Raw genomic sequence first — 17,760 nt, 5'->3', positions numbered from 1 at the left:
ATGTCGCGGGTGATTTCTGCGGTTTTGTCCGATACAAGCTTGCGCAACTCGGCGAGGGTCTTGTCATTCCCGCCAGCCGCATCGTCCGAAGGTTGGCCATCTTCTTCCAGCGCGCGGAGGCGGGCCTTGCTGCGTTCCAGCTCGCCCTGGGCAAAGCCGTTCAGATGTTGCCACGCCATACGCAGTTGTTCGTTGCGCGGGCCGTCAGTCAGCGCGGTGGTGACATGCCGGCGCAGATCGGGCAAGCCCGAGGCGATCATCGCGGCATACCGCAGAACCGCCTCGCGGCTGATGGGGCCGGGGCCGCGTTTGATCTCTTCGACGCCGGCAAGGTACTGCTTCATCTGTTCGGGATGCGCCCGCAGCCAGGCGAGGATGTGATCGTGGTTGACGCCGGTTTCGTCCCCGGTCAGTGCGTAATGCGCCCACTGAGCGCTGCCCATCAGAACGTCGATGCTGGACTTCCCCAGCGCCTTTTCCAACCCGTCCAAAACGTCGGCGCGTACTTTCGCCGCGTCTTCCGCACCGCCGCCCAATTCGTCGACCCGGTTGATGAAAACCACGATCTGACCCAGCTCAAGCGCCTGCATCAGCCGGAACAGTTTCAAATCGGCGCGCGACAGGGCCTGGTGCGCGGACAGAACCACGACGAAAAAGTCGGATTCCTTGAGGTACTGGCGCGAGATCTCTTCGCGGATCAACAGCGGATCATTGACGCCGGGCGTGTCGGTCACGGTCAGCGGGAACGGGAAGTGTCCAAGATCAAAATACACCTCGGCCTTGCGGGTGATGTCGCTGTACAAACCCCGGTCCGATCCCGGATCATGTTCGGCTTCGTCGGCCGGATCATCCCCGGCACAGACATAGCGGGCAAGGTCATCAGACGTCAGTTCTTCGAGGTCGTGATGCTGGCCCATCAGCTGTTCGAAACTGTCACCCAGGCGCAGACGAGCGCGGTTTTTCATCGCCTCGACCTGCTCCTCGATCATCTCGCGCTTATAGCTGTCCTCATCGTCGGGGAACATGTTGCGCAGTTCTTCGCCTTCGGCGATCAGCGCCTGCCATTGGCGGTTGTCGAAGAAATGGAATTCGGCCCCCGATGTGCGCCCGGAGGGATGACCGAAATGCATGTCGGTGATCACGGTCGTCCACGGGTTCACGTCCGACGGCAGAAATTCTGCCTGTCCCGTAAAGCCGTTGATCAGACGGGACTTCCCGGCCTTGATCTGCCCGACGAATGCAATCGACGGTTTCAGGCCGCTGAGATCGTCAACGATGCGAGAGATGAACTGACAGGTCTCGTCATTGCTCACCTCTTTCATTTCGCTGGCGATCCGGATCAATTCCCGGCGGTTGGTTTCACTCATAACACTACCCTAAAAACTGGTACCCAAGATTTGCTTAAAACTTAACTTCAACTGTCGCGAAAGCGGTGTCATCAGACCGACTCCCGCAGAGATTTCCACAGGTTGACGACGGCACCCAGCTTGCGCGCGTCATGTACGGCGGCGGCTGTATTGCGACCATCCCGGACCAGAGCGACACCCGCGCCCTTGCCACCTGACGGCCGCATGACGATCAGTTGCGGCTGTTCGAGCAGCCCGGTATTGTCCGCATCCCATCCCGCCAGATCCTGTGCGAACCGGGTCAACAGATCATCCGAAGGGTGAAGAGGCTGGCCATCGGCGCACACGCCATCGAACTGGTGGGTCGCCCCCTCGGCACTTGTCAGCAGACGTCCCATGGCGAACCGCTCGGCGCCGTCGAAGAAAGCCGCGGCTACACTGAGTTCTGCACTTTCAGCGCTGTCCTGCTCTTTCGTGTCCTCGACGGGATCCGGGACAACCGAAACCCGCGGCTCTGACGGCAGAACGAGCTCGGCACAGGCTTTCTGCATCTCGCTGAAAGTGATGCCGACGTCATCCGCCTCCAGCGGCCCGTCCGGTTTCAGAGACACCACTTCGATCGGAGGGGCGATCGCTGCCAGGTCGGACACGAGCCGCGCCAGCTTTTCGATCAGCGCTTCGCGCGGTTCGGTTTCGAAATCCGGAAGGGCGCCGGTGCTTGCCGAATAAACATCCGTGATCCGTGAGCTGTTCACCTCGATCGCCAGGATCGTTCCGTTCTGGGCGTTGAACTCCAAGCGTCTTGGAAGAACCGTTCCCCGGATCAGGTTCAGTATGCTGGCCCGCCGGGCCTCGGCCGTGTCCCCGGTTAACCGAACGGCCGGCGACAAACGGGGCGTCGCAGACCGCCCGATGTTTTCGAGCATGTCGATTATGTCTGTCGCCATCATGCCGTGACCCCCTCTGGTCCCGTCTAAACTGCGGCCGCTACCGGCCCCAGGCTGAGATGTGATTTCGTAAGCGTCAGCCCGATATTCGCGCTGTCGCGGCAGATGTAGCAGACCACGTGTTCCGGATAGGCCCGGGTCCGCATGAAGATGTGTAGCCGGTCGTTCGAAAACACCGAGATTTCCCCAAATCCCGGGTTCTCCGGATCCTGTAGTCCGGCCGAGGCCAACAGCGCTTCGAATGCTTGAACGCCCCGGCCCTGAAACAGATTTGCCACCGCAATGGCGAGGGTTTCCAAGGCTGCACCATCCTCGGTCCCGGTTGCCGACATGCCCAGAAGCATGCCCGTTTCCATGTCGACATATCCCGCTGCGATGCAGTCGGGAATGGTTTCCATGGCGGTGGTCAATGCGGCGTCAATCGTCATCTAAAGCTCTGTTATCCCTTATTAAGCCCAAAGGCGCAGCGGTTCGAAACCGTCGCGCCGCTGAGTAGCATTGCCGTTCGGGATGGGAAACGGTTTACCGTTTCCAACGTGTCCCATGAGGCCCGGTTACAACACATGCCACTCCGCCCTGTCTTTCGGATTTGGCACCGGTTGAATCCTGTCCTGTTCGTCGCGCCCGGTGTGCTCGTGAGCGATCTTGTCGAACTCCTCAAGAAAGGCCTGGAACACGGCGTGCAGCCCGTCCACGTCTTGGGGGATATCTTCACTGGCCGCGATTTCCCGCCACATCGCCGCCGCGCTGAGCGGAGCTCCTGCCGGCACGCTCAAAAGGTGTTCCAGCGAGGTTTCGCCTTCGCCGACCTGCTCACAAGGCACTTCGGGTTCCTGGTCTTCAGGGGTCTGGGCCGAAATCAAGCCGTTCGATTCCGGCTCAGGTTCATAGGTCGTGGCATCGTCACCCTGTTGCTGGGACAACAGCGAAGCAATGGACGAGACCGAGTCTTCGACACTGGGTGCCGGGGTCTCGTCCTGTTCGTCTGCTGCCGGTGCGGGGGACTCGCCAACCAAACGTTCTGACAGCGTGGCCAGCAGGTCTTCGTCCTGGGCACCCTGATCGTTGGTCTGGTCATCGGCGTCCGCGACCAGCATTTCGTCGTCCTCGACGTCGAGCGTATAGTCATCGATCTCGTCAAAGTCTTCGTCGTCCAGCTGAGTCACCGCAGTCGAAGTTGCGGCGACGCTGAGCCGATCCTCATCCTCGTCCCGGAACAAGGCCCGCAAATCGTCATCGGGCACCGGCGTCATTTCGGCGCGCAAGCGGTCGGCGTCATCCGGGTTGATCCGCTCGCGTTCGGTCGACTCGCCGCGGCGCTCCACCCGGGCCGGTCGAACCGGGAAGGTTGCGATCACATCGTCCGAGTTCCGGACCGCCTCGAATCCATCATCCTGATCCAGCGGGTTGGTCAACTTGAAAGGCGCGGGCTCTTCGGCTGCGGTCTGGCGATCGGATCGTTCGGGACGCACCGGTTGAACCGGGGGCGTGCCGGCGAGGCTCTTGTCGATCTGGTAGCGGGCAAGTTTTTCCGCACGGCTGTCCATGATCTGCTCGGTGATCTCAAGAAAGCTGTCGATCATCTTGCCGCCGCCGCTGCGCGACCACAGCTCGGCGTCGCCCGTTTTGTCACGCGCGATGATCGCGTCACGGGCGGAAAACAGGATTGTCCGATTGAACAGGTGCCCCGCTTCGCGGTTGATGCGGCGGAGCACTTTCTGGCGGTCTTTCAGATCCAGTGCGTCCGCGCGCGTGACCAACAGAAGCGAGTTGTGCTGAAGCCGTTCCGGCAACGAAACCCACGTGGCGCGTTCGGTCTCGCGCCAGGCCTGCGTCGAGTGCGTACACCATAGCACCCCGTTGGCTTGACCTACCGCACGGCGCCAGACATCGGCCTGAATTTTGGGGTCCGAAATGCCGGGCGTGTCGATCAGGTCGACGGCCTCGAGAATGTCCGCTTCAAGATAGATGCGGATGAACTGCGCGTCGTTGACGCCCACCTTGTCCAATTCGTCCAAACCAATCGGAGAAGTGGTCCCGTCATGGCGCTGGACGTAAGCCGGTTTGTTGCCCCAACTGAACCAGACCGGCGGCAGCTGGGTGGCCGTCACCTGCGTCGGTAGGGCCTGCTTGCGCAGCAGGAAGTTCATGAGCGTGGACTTTCCGGCGCTGAACTCTCCCATCAGCGCAAAAACCGGTTTGCGGCGGGACCACTGCTCGATGCGTTCCCATGCCCGAGGAGAGACGAAGCGGATTTGTGAATCTTTTGCCATGGCTTTCTTACGCTGCTTCGTTGCTGAGGTCTTTGAGGATGTCGCCGAGGATTTCGTCACGTGACTTCTTCGGCTCGAGCCCGGCCATCAGGTCCGGGGCGGTCCCCGGTGCCTTTTCGGCGGATTGCGAGATGCTCAGAAGGGTTTCCTGCTGCTCGCGCATGAAATCCGACAGGACGGCCCGAACATTTTCCAGAACGGCTGCGATCTGGGTTTCTTCGAGATCCTTGGTGATCGAATTGGCTTCTGATGCGATCAGGCGGGTGTAGTCCGCCGCATAGGCTTCAAACCCTTTCCGGCGTTGCCACCAGCGACGCCACCATGTGCTTTGAAGGTCCAGCGCGATCGTTCTGCCAATGCCCAATGGCGGCGGTACGCGCGGCACAATGGGCGCCTCGATGCTGAATTCGCCCAAGTGGTTACCCAGAAGCTTCTGATACAGGGCCTCGACATCCGCTGCGGCTGCGGAATACAGCGCGCTGGCGTCCTTGCGCATTGCGCGGGCAAAGCTGAAATAGGCGGCCTTCTGAAGGGTACGAAGCCCGGCCGGGTCGTATTGCCAGGTGCCCTGTTCGCCGTTCTGCTCGAGATGCGCGATCAACGAGTCCGTTGCACGTTTGACGAAGTTTGCCTCGGCCGAAGCCAGACGTTCCAACACCTTGTCGCGCAGGGACGTCGTCAGGGCGGCAGCTTTCTTGTCATATTCGGCCGCGACGGTGGCGATCGCATCTTCGGGTGACACGCCGTCAAGATCGCGAACAACGCCGTCTCCGCCCGACAGGCTCTTGGCGACCGAGGTGGCGCGAATCTGACTTGCGATGTTGCGGGCGCGGTGACGGACACGGTCCAAAAGACGCGTTCCTGCGCCTTGGGCGATACGTTCGTTCATGGCCAACAGCAGGTCAGGCAGACCAGAAAGGGCCCAGATCTTGTCCAGCGATGCGGCCTGGTCGCCAAAGCCGGCGGCCAAATAGAACGTGTTGAGGGCCTGGCGGGAATCGTCGGTGAGAATATCCGGGTTGCCGGTCAGCGCGGCCTCGGCCCACAACGCACTGCCGAAAACAACGCTGGTGCTTGTGTCGATTCCGTTTTGCTTGAGTGTATCCTGAATTCGGTCGCGAATTTCGGGGACTTGCTTGACCGGGTCGGTCAGCTCGTCGATCCGGTTGACGAACAGGACGATCTGCCGGTTCTCGAACTGCGCGATGATCCGCATCAGCGCCATGTCCATAGTGGTCAGCGCCTGGCTTGCCGCCAGAACCACGACGCAGACCTCCGATCCGCGCAGGCTGCGCAGAGTGATCTGTTCGCGCACCATGAACGTGTCGTTGACGCCCGGCGTGTCGCACAATTTCAGCGCGATCGGGTACTGCGGAATGTCCATGTACAATTCCGCGGCTTTGGTCACGTCGGCGAACCGGCCCGTTTTCGGGTTGATGTCCGGATCGTCTTCGTCACCCAGGCAGACATAGCGCTGGATCAGCTCTTCGTCGAAGTAATCGTATTGGTGGCTTTGGCCCAGGATCAGGTCAAAATGCTTGCCAAGGCGTTCCTCGGACTTGGCCTTCATCTGCGCGATCTGACGGCGGATGTCCTCCATCTCGTCGTCGGCGCCTGCGCGATTGGCCAGTTCGCCCAAACGGCCACCGCCGACCATAAGATTGTCCCATTCTTCCTGCTCGAAGAAGGTGAACTTGGATCTGTATTCACCGGGCATGCGGGTGTTGATGTTCAGCGTGGTCACGACCGAGGTCCACGGGTTCACATCCGACGGCAGCAGACCGGGCCGACCGGCCAGAATGTTGACGATCGAAGATTTGCCCGCCTTCACCTGGCCGACGAAAGTGACGCTGGCGGTGAAGTTTTCCATACGGGTCTTGAGCGTGGCCAGCCGCGCAGTCGAGCGCGCATCCGCCACCTCTGTCAGTTGGTCGATCTGTGTCGTCAGTGCGGACATGGCTTCCGACATCGGCGCCAATGCCTCGTTTCCTACAGACAAAAGGTGGTCGTTGCGGGCCATGTTCAGCCTCCGGTTCCGGTTGCAGCGATTTGGGTATGCCCGGATTCCGTCAAACTGGCAGGCGCCATGCCTGAAAAGCTGTCGATCCGGGCGATCAGTTCGAGAGCGTTGCCCAGCATCTCGGCCTCGGTTCCGGGCGAGATGGTATCGAAGGCGCGCGAATCGGCCAGCACTTCGATCGAGCTGAACCGGGTTCCATTGTCCAGGCGCGCGACCCGACGTCCGGTCGGAAACCCATTTGATTTGGCCGATGGAAGGGGCATTCGCGCATTTGCCAACAGGTATTCGTTGCCCTCATGCGTCTTCAGGGCAATGCCGAAACCTGTGTTCGGGAATTGCTGGTTGAGGTTTTTGAGCTCGCCGACAAAGCTTTCTCTTGCAAGAAAGACGACGTCTTGCTCGGTGGCAGCGGAGTTGATCTGTTCGGTCACGACTGAGACCCTTGTACTGGAGTTGAGCAAAAAACTCGTACGGTGCCGGAAAGGCGAAAAAGACTCATTAACTCCTTGGTAGACAGAATTACCTTCATCACGGTGTTATTTTGACGTGATTGAGATATTTTGGCGTTTGAAATGTGGCGCAATTATGGTGGCCGTTGCATGACAATGCCGCAACTTCAGGGTGTAATAATCAAAATAGACAGGACCGCCGGGTTTGAAACCGGGGTGTGTTTCGGCGTGCGATTTGGTTTGTCGTGATGAATTCGACTGACGGTTAGTGTTTTGTAAAATATATGAAAAATGGAAAACCAGATCAGAGGATGAGTTCACGCCACGGCAGAAGGCGGAGGGACCGAATTGCTATTGGTTCAGTGCGAGGTTGATAAGGGTGGTCGAGACGTCCCAATGTGATCCACAACGTCAGCGAGAATTTAGCAATTTTTGAAAATTTGGGAATGTGTCCAAAAACAGAACAATTATGGCGCTTTGTTTCGCTCCGAAAACGACGGGTTTCCGCGTCAAGAAATCCATTTGGCGATAAAAATAAACCGGGAATCCGGATGCCAAACATTCTGGCGCCGTTGCGCGGGTCGATCTTCCCCTCGCCTAGGTCATTTCCATTGTTTCCGAACGGGGGTCAATATTCCGCCGCAGACGGCAAGATTTCCTCTCGCGCTTGTCCAAAAGGTTTGTTATCAGCCCTTCCATTCGGCGCGTCGGCGCCGTGTTGCGGGTGTGGCGAAATTGGTAGACGCACCAGATTTAGGTTCTGGCGCCGCAAGGCGTGGGGGTTCAAGTCCCTCCACCCGCACCATTTTATTTCTTACCGATCATGCTGCGTGGGCGGATGCTAAGGCGCTACAAAGACGCCGCCGCGCGGCTGGCCTGGTCATAGTGGCCGGACAGGGCCCGCAGATCGCGGGCCAGGTCCCTCAGATCCGGGCCCGACAGGTCGGTGGCTGACAGCCCTTCCAGCAGGCATTGCTGGCGAACTTTCCGGTAGGCGTCGCATAGCTCCACTCCCTCGGGCGAGGTGCGGTAGAACACCTCTTTCCCACGCTTTTCCGACGTCAGAAGCCCAGCCTTCAGCAGTTTCCGCAGGGCGTAATTCACGGTGTGGCTGTCCTCGATGTTCAGAAGAAAGCAGATGTCGGTCAGGCGCTTGTCGCGTCCGCGGTGGTTGACGTTGTGCAGGATCAGGATGTCGAGCGGTCCCAGATCGGCCTGCCCGGCTGCGGCCATGCAACGGGTCATCCAGCGTGAGAACGCATTATAGACAATGATCAGGCCGAATTCGAGTTCGGAAAGTTCCCAGCCTTCGCCCTCGGCCAAGTGGCGAGAGGAAACGATGCGGCGTGTGTCGGGGGAAGAATCGGTCATATTGCGGCCTTTTGATCTGCAAAACGCTGAGAAATTATCAGTGTTTTGGCATGAAGGGCGTGTGTTTTCAACGTGCTGACCTTTGGACTCTGCAGTGTTTTGGTCAAAACGATAACAAAACGTTGACAAATCGCAAACGTTGAGTCAGCTTCTGCGCCAGTACTCAAGCAGGGAGAGCCAAAATGAAACTGATGAAGATTGCCGGTGGCGCGGTTGCCGCGCTGGCCGGGTTGGCCATGCAGGTGCAGGCCGAGACCTGGGACATGCCGACGCCCTATCCGGACGCCACCTTCCATACCGTGAACATCCACGACTTCGCCAAGGACGTGACCGCGGCCACAGACGGCGCCCTTGAAATCAAGGTCCATTCCGCAGGTTCGCTGTTCAAGCACCCCGAGATCAGCAAGGCAGTCCGCAGCGGCCAGGTGCCCGTCGGAGAGTTTTTTCTGTCGTTGCTGGCCAATGACAACCCGGCCTTCGGCGCAGACTCGCTGCCGTTCCTGGCCACCAACTATGACGACGCCCAAAAGCTGTGGGCGGCACAGAAAGACGTGATCAACGGTCTGCTGGACGAGCAAGGCATGATGGTGCTGTACGCGGTGCCGTGGCCGCCGCAGGGCCTGTACACCACCAAGGAAATCAACAGCGTGGATGACCTGGCGGGCCTGAAGTTCCGCACCTACAACGCCACGCTGGAAGAATTCGCGAACCTGGCGGGCGCCGCGCCCACGCAGGTCGAGGTTCCGGATATTCCGCAGGCCTTCAGCACCGGCCGGGTCGAGGCGATGATCACCTCGCCCTCGACCGGGGTGAATTCGAAGGCGTGGGACTTTCTGACCCACTACACCGACATCCAGGCTTGGATTCCCAAAAACGTGGTCGTGGTGAACAAGCGCGCCTTCCGCCGTCTGGATGACGCGACCCAGGCCGCCGTTCTCGAGGCTGCCGCCGCCGCCGAAGCCCGCGGCTGGGAAATGAGCCAGGCCGAGACCGCCAAGCAGACCGCAGTTCTGCAGGAAAACGGCATCACCGTGGTACAGCCATCCGAAGAGTTGATGGCTGGCCTGCGTGAAATCGGCGCGCAGATGCTCGAAAACTGGAAGGCCAACGCCGGCGAGGACGGTGCCGCGTTGCTGCAGGCCTATCAGCAGTAAACGACCCGAACCGGCCGGGCGCCAAACGCCCGGCCGGGTTCGACAACAAGGGGAGGGGATGGCGATGCTGCGGCGCAGTCTTGATTTCATCTATCGTGCGGCCGGCGGATTGGCGGCGCTGTTCATTCTGGCCATCGTCGTGCTGGTCTTTGCGCAGGTCGGGCTGAACCTGGCCGACAAGATCTGGGCCGCGCTGACCGGGCGGGGCGTGGGTCTGACCATCCCGTCCTATGCCGATTTCACCGGATTCTTTCTGGCCGCATCCAGCTTTCTGGCGCTGGCCTATACGCTGCGCGCCGGCGGGCATATCCGGGTGACGCTGCTGATCGGGCGAATGCCCAAGGGACCGCGCCGCCTGACCGAGATCTGCGTGGTGACGGTTGCCCTTGCCATGAGCGCCTATGCCACTTGGTATCTGGGCCTGCTAGTTCTGGAGTCGCTGGAATATGGTGACCGCAGCCCGGGCATGGTCTCGGTGCCGTTGTGGATCGTGCAGATGCCGGTCCTGCTGGGACTGGCCATCCTGACTCTTGCCCTTGTCGACGAACTTGTCGGTCTGCTGGCGGGCCACGCGCCCAGCTGGGACGGCAAGGGCGAAAACCTTCTGAGCGAATAGGGCCAGCAGATGTCGATTGCCACGCTTTCCATCATTCTTCTTGTTCTGTTGTTCGCCTTTCTGGGGTCGGGCTTGTGGGTGGCGTTTTCGCTGCTGGGGGTCGGGATCACGGCGATGGCGCTGTTCTCCGATGCGCCGCTGGGGCTGGTCATGGCGACCACCTTGTGGGGGCACAGCAATTCCTGGGCGCTGGCAGCGCTTCCGCTGTTCATCTGGATGGGCGAGATTCTATTCCGCTCGCGCCTGTCCGAGGACATGTTCACCGGCTTGTCGCCTTGGATGAACCGGCTGCCGGGGCAGTTGCTGCATGTGAACGTCTTTGCCTGCGGGATCTTTGCGGCTGTGTCCGGGTCGTCGGCGGCCACCGCGGCCACGATCGGCAAGCTGTCGATCCCGGAACTCTCGCGCCGCGGCTATCCCGAGAAGATGATCATCGGCACGCTGGCCGGCTCGGCCACGCTGGGCCTGCTGATCCCGCCGTCGATCATCCTGATCGTCTATGGCGTGGCGACCGAGCAATCCATCGCCCGTCTGTTCGTGGCCGGAGTTCTGCCGGGACTGCTGCTGGTGGGGCTGTTCGTGGGCTATGTCGCAATCTGGGCGCTGATCAACCGCGCCAACCTGCCCACCGAGGACATCCGCGCGAGTTTCGCGGAAAAACTGCGTCGCTCGCGCCGACTGGTGCCGGTGATCCTGCTGATCGTCGGTGTGATCGGCTCGATCTATGCCGGGATAGCCTCGCCCACCGATGCGGCCGCCGTGGGCGTGGTGCTGGCGCTGCTGCTGTCCTGGCGCGAGGGCACCTTGACCCGCGCCAGCTTCGTCGACGGGCTGATGGGGGCCACGGTGACCTCGTGCATGATCGCCTTCATCCTTGCTGGGGCCTCGTTCCTGACCGTGGCGATGGGCTTCACCGGCATTCCTCGCGTGCTGGCGGAATGGATCGGGTCGCTGGGCCTGTCCACTTTCACTCTGCTGGCGGCGCTGACCGTGTTCTTCGTGATCATGGGGTGTTTTCTGGACGGGATCTCGGTCGTGGTGCTGACGGCTTCGGTCATCATGCCGATGGTGATGCAGGCGGGTATTGACCCGCTGTGGTTCGGGATCTTCCTGGTGATCGTGGTCGAGATGTCGCAGATCACCCCACCCGTCGGTTTCAACCTGTTCGTGCTGCAATCGCTGACCGGGCGCGACATCCTGCGGGTGGCCCATGCGGCGCTGCCGTTTTTCTTCCTGATGATCGTGGCGCTGGCGATCATCGTGGTGTTCCCCGGCATCGTGACCTTTCTGCCGAACCAGATGTGACAGGGGCGATGCAGGATTTTCCGATCATACGAACCGCCGGGGTGGACGGGCTGTTGATCAGCTTTGCCGCCGCACTCAGCGAACCGGCCAACCGGGCTGCGCTCGCCTTTCGCGCCGCGCTCGAGTCGGAGGGCTGGGCGGGGGTTGAGGAAACCTCGTCCTCGCTGGTCTCGGCCTACGTACGGTTCGATCCGCTGCATCTGACGCATGCCGCGTTGCACCGGCAGGTGCAGGCGCTGCTGGACCAGCGCGACTGGTACGCGGCCGACCTGCCCGGCGGGCGCAGGTTCTGGCGGGTGCCCACCGTCTTTGGCACGGATCTGGCGCCGCAGTTGGGGCAGGCGGCGCAGGCGGCGGGCCTGTCCGAGGCCGAGGCGATTCGGTCGCTGTCCGAAGCGCGGGTGCGTGTGCAGACCATCGGCTTTGCCCCCGGTCAGCCTTATCTGGGTGAATTGCCGCCCGCCTGGGACATCCCCCGGCAAAAGGAATTGACCCCGCGCGTACCCGAAGGTGCGCTGGTGGTGGCGCTGCGGCAGCTTGTGCTGTTCTCGGTCACCACGCCGACCGGATGGCAGCATGTGGGCCAGACCGCCATCCGTCTGTTCCAGCCCGATATGCAAGAACCATTCCTGCTGCGCCCCGGGGACGAGGTGCAGTTCAGCCCCACCGACCCGGAATCGCTGGCGCGGATGCGCAGCGATCCGCGCGGCGGCGCCAGTTGCGAGGCGCTGGCATGAGCGCGCATCTGACCATATTGCGCGCCGGGCCCGGCCTGACGTTGCAGGACATGGGGCGGCCCGGATATCTGGACATGGGCCTGTCGCGCGGTGGTGCGGTGGACCGACTTGCATCGGCCGAAGGCGCGGCGTTGCTGGGACAGCCGGACGACCTAGCCGCCGTGGAAATGGCTGGCATGGGCGGCGAATTCCAGGCCGATCAGGATCTGCGCATTGCCCTGACGGGCGCGCGGATGCGGGCGCAGATCAACGGCGCGACGGCGGTCTGGAATGCCTCGCACCTGCTGCCTGCGGGCGCCCGGCTCAGCATCGGTCCGGCCGTGGCCGGCAGCTATGGGTATCTCAGCATCGGCGGCGGGGTGCAGGGCGATCCGGTTCTTGGCGCCTGTTCGGCGCATCTGACGGCGGGGATCGGAGCCGTGCTGAAGGCGGGCGACCGCCTGGCGATCGGCCAGGACGCGGGCGGTGCAACCGGCATGACCTTTGACCCCGAGGACCGGTTCTTGGGCGGGGAGATCCGAATCGTGGCCAGTTTCCAGACCGACCTGTTCGCCGCCGACGTTCTGGAGCGGCTGCAAACCACCGCCTTTCGCCGGGACGCGCGCGCCAACCGCATGGGCGTGCGGCTGGAAAGCGACGGACCGGGCTTTCATGTCTCGGGCGGGCGCAGCGTGCTGTCGGAAACTATCGTACCGGGTGATATCCAGGTCACCGGCGACGGCACGCCCTTCGTGCTGTTGGCCGAGTGTCAGACCACCGGCGGCTATCCCCGCATCGGCACCGTTCTGCCCTGCGACCTGCCCAAGTTGGCGCAGGCCCCGGCCGGGGCCGACCTGCGGTTCCGCTTCGTGTCACTGGACGAGGCGGTGGCCGCTGAGCGCGCCGCGGCGCAAGCCCGCGCCGCGCTACCCAGGGCGCTACGCCCGCTGATCCGCGATCCGCGCAGCATGTCCGACCTGCTATCCTATCAACTGATCAGCGGCGCCATCGCCCGCGAAGAGGACGTTTTGTAGAAAAGGAGCCTGTGCCATGGCACTTCAAGTCGATCTGAACGCCGATATGGGCGAAAGCTTTGGCCCCTGGAAAATGGGCGATGACGCGGCGCTGCTGAAGATCGTGACGTCGGCCAACGTGGCCTGCGGGTTTCATGCGGGCGACTGGGACGTGATGGCCACGACGATGGCGCAGGCGGTCGAAAACGGCGTGGGCATCGGCGCGCATCCCGGCTTTGCCGATCTGCACGGCTTTGGGCGTCAGCGGATGCACTATCCCCTGCCGTCGCTGCAGAACCTGATCCGCTATCAGGTCGGCGCGGCGCAGGCGATGGCACGGGCGGCCGGCGGGCAGGTGCGTCATCTGAAACTGCACGGTGCGCTGGCCAACATGGCGTCCGAGGATCAGGCGATGGCGCGGGCATGCTACGAGGCCGCGTTGTCGGTGGCTCCGGATCTGATCATCATGGTTCTGGCCGGAACCGCCCAGCAACGCGCCGCGCGCGAACTGGGCTGTCCGGTGGCCTGCGAGATCTTTGCCGATCGCGCCTACAACGACGACGCCACGCTGGTTGATCGCAGTCTGCCCGGCGCGGTGATCCACGACCCTGACCGGGCCGCCGCGCGCATGATCGAGATGGTCAAGGCCGGGGCGATCATCACCGAAAGAGGCAAGCATATCCCGACCCGCATCGACACGATCTGCCTGCATGGAGACACGCCCACGGCGGTGTCGATTGCGGCCGGTGTCCGCCGTGCCCTTCAGGAGAGCGGGGTGGAGCTCAAGCAGTTCGCCGGTGGCCCTGCCTAGGTTTTTCGATTGACGCGGCTGTTCAATGCGTCTCGCGTTCGATGACGCTGGGGTCCAAAAAGATACTCTCTTCGGGACGTCCGGGATCGACGAGCCTACGCTCCAGCAACGCGATGATCGCGTCAACGGCGGCGTCGATGGGGTTCCGGACTGTTGTCAGGCGGAATGTTGGCCATTTCGCCATGGCGATGTCGTCGAAACCAACAATCGCCAAATCGCCGGGTACGTTCAGAGACAGATCGCGCGCAGCCGATAGCGCCCCGATCGCCGTGGCGTCATTGGCGCAGACAAGCGCATCCAGAGAGGCGCGGGACAACAGACTGCGCGCGGCGCCGTATCCGCTGTCGACCGAGTAATCAGTCGGGTGTTCGGCCACGAGGTCAAGCCCCGCCCGATCCAGCGCCTGGAGGACCCCGGCGCGGCGCCGCGAAGACGAGTAGAACTCCTCGGGTCCGCTGAGAAACCCGAACCGCCGCCGCCCCCGGCTGATCAGCAAGTCGGTGATCATGGTCATGCCATCGGTATTGCGGCAGCAGACATTGTCGACACGGGGCCCTTGAACGGGACGGCCTGACGAGATCATCGGGATGCCGAACCGCGCACATCTGTCGACGATCTCTTCGGACATGCTGCCGCCGCGCAGAATCAATGCGTCCAACGGATAGCGCAGCAGCTCTCGCAGCGCCTGATCCGTGTTGGCGCCGGTTCGGTCGATCAGAATGGGCCATTTCTTCAACCCGCTCAGGGCCTGGGCCAGTTCACCTACAAAGGCCGAGTCGTAGGGGCTGCGCATGTTGCCGACGAAGACGGCGACCAAATTTGATTGCCCGGCCTTGAGGCCAGCGGCCAGGGCATTCGGCTGATACCCGGTATCGGCTGCGATCTTGAGGATCCGTCTACGCTTCTCGGAATCGACATAGGCACCGGGCGTGAAAGCGCGCGAAACAGCTGAACGCGAGACGCCCGCAAGGTCCGCAACGGTCTGGGCCGTTGCGCGCCGGGGGCGTTTTGCGTCCTTGTTTCTCTCGCTACACATGCGGTTTGCGTTTCGCCTGTTCAGAGGGTTTCAACATTCTTGCAATGAATCGAATCTTTCATCAAACTGTCACGGTTGGAAGCTAGTGAACACGTGTGCACATTTTGCGAAAGGTGTCAGCCTTTTTCTGGATGTGAAATATGTCATCGGGGAAAATACCCCATAGTTTCCAGGGCTTTGGCCCGCCCGTAGGGGCGCAACATGAATCGGAGGAACTACATGATAAACGTCAAAACAGGTGCTGCTGCTGCCGCGTTCGCGATGATAGCGAATACGGTCTCGGCCGAAGTCGAGATTACGTGGTGGCACGCCATGGGAGGAGCCCTGGGTGACACCGTCAACCAGATTGCCGAGGATTTCAACGCGTCCCAGGACGACTACAAGATCACGCCGGTTTTCAAGGGCACATATGAAGAGACCCTGACCGCCGGCATCGCCGCATTCCGTGCGGGTGAACAGCCCAACGTCCTGCAGGTATTCGACGCCGGCGCCGCCACCGTGATTGGCGCTAAGGGCGCGACCGTTCCGGTTCAGGACCTGCTGGAGCAGAACGGCGTTGCGTTCGACATCGAGGACTATATCTCGGGCGTTCGCTACTTCTATGCCGACAGCGACGGCAAGATGATCGGGATGCCGTTTAACTCGTCCTCGCCCATCATGTATTACAACGTCGATGCGCTGGAAAAAGCGGGTGTGACGCCGCCGAATACCTGGGAAGAGTTCCAGACCGTGACGGCGCCGGCGCTGAAAGAGGCCGGTTATATCGGCCTGTCGCAGTCGCATCTGCCCTGGATCTTCACCGAGAACTTCCATTCGCGCCACGACCTGCCGTTTGCCACCAACGACAACGGCTATGAAGGCGCTGACGGCACCAAGATTCTTGTCAACAACGACGCGATCAAGGCACACTTCAGCGCCGTCAAAGACTGGAAGGACAACGGGTTCTTCGAATGGTATGGCACCGGCTGGAGCGACAACCAGACCCCGTTCGAAGAAGGCAAGGTTGCCATCTGGCTGGGCTCGTCCGGTTCGTTCGGCGGCCTGTCCAAGAAGGACCTGCCGTTCGAGTTTTCGGCCACCTTCCTGCCCTATTGGGAAGCTGTGACCAAAGAACCCAAGCAGACCTTCATCGGTGGCGCGGCCCTGTTCGCGATGGCCGGCAAGAGCGACGAGGAAAACAAGGCCACCGCGGCATTCTTCGAGTTCCTGACCAAGCCCGAAACCCAGTACATGTGGCACCGCGAGACCGGCTATGTTCCGATCACCACCGCCGCCTATGAAATGGCGAAGGGCGATGGTCACTATGACCGTGCTCCGGCCGCCGAAGTCGGCATCAAGCAGCTGTCGCTGCCTGCTGGTGAAAACACCAAGGGCTATCGCATGGGCTTCTACGTCCAGATCCGCGACGTGATGAACCGCGAATATGGCCGCATCCTGACGGGTGAAACCTCGGTCGAGGACGCCTTCAAGGCAATCGAGGACGAAGCCAACGGTCTGCTCGAGCGTTTCGCAAAGACCCAGAGCTGATCCCACTCGCCAAGAAACGGGCGGTCGCAGAAGTGCGACCGTCCTCCCTTTTTCGGAGTTTTCATGAAACGCGCTGGTTTTTCCACTCGCTGGCTGCCGGTTCTTCTGCTGTTGCCGCAGCTGTTGATCATCGCGGTCTTTTTCTACTGGCCTGCCGCTCACGCGGTGCAGTCTTCGTTCTTCCTTCAGGATCCGTTCGGGTTTGGGTCGACCTTCGTCGGGCTGGACAACTACAGCGACCTTGCCGGGAATTCCGAGTATCTCAGCATTGCCTGGTTCACGGTGATCTTCACCGTTCTGGTCACGTTCTTTTCGCTGTCGATCGCGTTGTTGCTGGCCGTGAAGGCCGACAATGTGCTGCGCGGCGCCAAGACCTATCGCACGCTGCTGATGTGGGTTTACGCCGTGGCGCCGCCGGTGGCGGGTTTCATCGGCCTGATCCTGTTCAACCAGAGCTGGGGGCCATTGACCGAACTGGCGCGCTCGATCGGGTGGGATTTCAAACTGGGCGTGAATTTCAATGACACCGCCACGGCGATGGTTATCGTTTCGGTCTGGAAACAGGTTCCGGTGAATTTCATCTTCTTTCTGTCTGGCCTGCAATCGATCCCGCGATCGGTGCGCGAGGCGGCTTTGATCGACAACCGCTCATCCACGGGCCGGTTCTGGGACGTGACTTTCCCCCTGCTGGCGCCGACCGGGTTTTTCCTGCTGATCATCAATATCACCTACGCATTGTTTGATACTTTCGGTGTGATCGACACGATGGTGAAGGGTGAGCCGGGCAACAACCCGATGACGTTGGTCTACAAGGTCTATGTGGACGGCTTCCGCGGCAACGACCTGGGTGGCAGCTCGGCGCAGTCGGTCGTTCTGATGGTTCTGGTTCTGGCCCTGACGGTGTTCCAGTTCCGGCTGGTCGAGCGCCGCATCCACTACACGTAAGGAGGGCAGACAATGACCGAAGCACATACCCCTGCGATGGCGTCCGCCACTTCACCCACCCAAACGCGAAAGCGCGGCATCCGACTGTCCACGATCCTTGATCACACGATCCTGATCGTCGGATCGTTGTTCATGATGCTGCCGCTGCTGATGATCTTCCAGATGACGACCGTTCCGGATGTCGAGGTGATCAAAACCGGACCCAGCCTGACGATCGGGGACGAACTTGGC

General features: G+C 61.4%; 16 protein-coding genes, 1 tRNA gene and 1 pseudogene. 10 read left to right on the top strand and 8 right to left on the bottom strand.

What is annotated here, in order from left to right:
• The 6 genes from AC2FM5_RS15445 to AC2FM5_RS15420 form a co-directional block, all read right to left on the bottom strand.
• Nucleotides 1-1,367: dynamin family protein (locus AC2FM5_RS15445; RefSeq protein ID WP_496736645.1), on the bottom strand; the 1,367-nt coding region annotated here is incomplete at its 3' end.
• A gap of 71 nt (nt 1,368-1,438) precedes the next feature.
• Complete coding sequence (locus AC2FM5_RS15440) at nt 1,439-2,293, bottom strand: hypothetical protein (protein ID WP_254429975.1); 855 nt, start codon at nt 2,291-2,293, stop codon at nt 1,439-1,441.
• Nucleotides 2,294-2,319: 26 nt separating this feature from the next.
• The gene (locus tag AC2FM5_RS15435) at nt 2,320-2,721 is read right to left on the bottom strand and encodes a hypothetical protein (RefSeq protein WP_170367238.1); all 402 of its coding nucleotides are present in this window, start codon (nt 2,719-2,721) and stop codon (nt 2,320-2,322) included.
• A 126-nt stretch (nt 2,722-2,847) separates the two neighbouring features.
• Nucleotides 2,848-4,566 (bottom strand): dynamin family protein, encoded by a 1,719-nt coding sequence (locus tag AC2FM5_RS15430; protein WP_170461319.1) that lies wholly within the window; start codon nt 4,564-4,566, stop codon nt 2,848-2,850.
• Between the two features lie 7 nt (nt 4,567-4,573).
• Complete coding sequence (locus AC2FM5_RS15425) at nt 4,574-6,586, bottom strand: dynamin family protein (RefSeq protein ID WP_170359567.1); 2,013 nt, start codon at nt 6,584-6,586, stop codon at nt 4,574-4,576.
• Nucleotides 6,587-6,588: 2 nt separating this feature from the next.
• Nucleotides 6,589-7,017: a hypothetical protein gene (locus AC2FM5_RS15420; RefSeq protein ID WP_093963272.1), complete on the bottom strand. Its 429-nt coding sequence runs from the start codon at nt 7,015-7,017 to the stop codon at nt 6,589-6,591.
• Nucleotides 7,018-7,755: 738 nt separating this feature from the next.
• Here AC2FM5_RS15420 and AC2FM5_RS15415 point away from each other — a divergent pair.
• Nucleotides 7,756-7,840 (top strand) — tRNA-Leu (locus AC2FM5_RS15415).
• Nucleotides 7,841-7,884: 44 nt separating this feature from the next.
• On the opposite strand, the gene AC2FM5_RS15410 is transcribed toward AC2FM5_RS15415, so the two are convergent.
• Nucleotides 7,885-8,406: a winged helix DNA-binding protein gene (locus tag AC2FM5_RS15410; protein WP_093963275.1), complete on the bottom strand. Its 522-nt coding sequence runs from the start codon at nt 8,404-8,406 to the stop codon at nt 7,885-7,887.
• Nucleotides 8,407-8,588: 182 nt separating this feature from the next.
• Here AC2FM5_RS15410 and AC2FM5_RS15405 point away from each other — a divergent pair, with 182 nt between their 5' ends.
• From AC2FM5_RS15405 to AC2FM5_RS15380, 6 genes are all read left to right on the top strand, one after another.
• Nucleotides 8,589-9,560, top strand: a complete 972-nt coding sequence (locus AC2FM5_RS15405) for a TRAP transporter substrate-binding protein (protein ID WP_170359565.1) — start codon at nt 8,589-8,591, stop codon at nt 9,558-9,560.
• Nucleotides 9,561-9,624: 64 nt separating this feature from the next.
• Complete coding sequence (locus AC2FM5_RS15400; RefSeq protein WP_311201687.1) at nt 9,625-10,176, top strand: TRAP transporter small permease; 552 nt, start codon at nt 9,625-9,627, stop codon at nt 10,174-10,176.
• A 9-nt stretch (nt 10,177-10,185) separates the two neighbouring features.
• Nucleotides 10,186-11,481, top strand: a complete 1,296-nt coding sequence (locus AC2FM5_RS15395) for a TRAP transporter large permease (RefSeq protein ID WP_496736639.1) — start codon at nt 10,186-10,188, stop codon at nt 11,479-11,481.
• A gap of 8 nt (nt 11,482-11,489) precedes the next feature.
• Entirely contained in the window at nt 11,490-12,218 is a 729-nt protein-coding gene (locus AC2FM5_RS15390) for a 5-oxoprolinase subunit B family protein (RefSeq protein WP_496736637.1), read from the top strand.
• Nucleotides 12,215-13,231, top strand: a complete 1,017-nt coding sequence (locus AC2FM5_RS15385; RefSeq protein ID WP_496736635.1) for a 5-oxoprolinase subunit C family protein — start codon at nt 12,215-12,217, stop codon at nt 13,229-13,231. The genes AC2FM5_RS15390 and AC2FM5_RS15385 overlap by 4 nt, the downstream gene beginning before the upstream one ends.
• A gap of 16 nt (nt 13,232-13,247) precedes the next feature.
• Nucleotides 13,248-14,021 carry a LamB/YcsF family protein gene (locus AC2FM5_RS15380; RefSeq protein WP_496736633.1) on the top strand — a complete coding sequence of 258 codons (774 nt, stop codon included), beginning with the start codon at nt 13,248-13,250 and terminating at the stop codon, nt 14,019-14,021.
• Nucleotides 14,022-14,043: 22 nt separating this feature from the next.
• Here the strand turns inward: AC2FM5_RS15380 and AC2FM5_RS15375 are convergent, their stop codons facing one another.
• The gene (locus tag AC2FM5_RS15375) at nt 14,044-15,057 is read right to left on the bottom strand and encodes a LacI family DNA-binding transcriptional regulator (RefSeq protein WP_170391545.1); all 1,014 of its coding nucleotides are present in this window, start codon (nt 15,055-15,057) and stop codon (nt 14,044-14,046) included.
• Nucleotides 15,058-15,276: 219 nt separating this feature from the next.
• Between AC2FM5_RS15375 and AC2FM5_RS15370 the strand changes: the two genes are divergently transcribed.
• The 3 genes and pseudogenes from AC2FM5_RS15370 to AC2FM5_RS15360 all read left to right on the top strand — a co-directional run.
• A complete protein-coding gene (locus AC2FM5_RS15370; protein WP_496736631.1) occupies nt 15,277-16,584 on the top strand; it encodes an extracellular solute-binding protein in 1,308 nt (435 codons plus the stop codon).
• A 63-nt stretch (nt 16,585-16,647) separates the two neighbouring features.
• Entirely contained in the window at nt 16,648-17,529 is an 882-nt protein-coding gene (locus AC2FM5_RS15365) for an ABC transporter permease subunit (protein WP_093963282.1), read from the top strand.
• A gap of 12 nt (nt 17,530-17,541) precedes the next feature.
• Nucleotides 17,542-17,760 (top strand): annotated as a pseudogene (locus AC2FM5_RS15360) (glycerol-3-phosphate ABC transporter permease); the annotation flags it as partial.

The organism is Ruegeria sp. BHSA162, from assembly GCF_059613385.1.
This window is presented reverse-complemented; position numbering and strand designations above follow the sequence as displayed.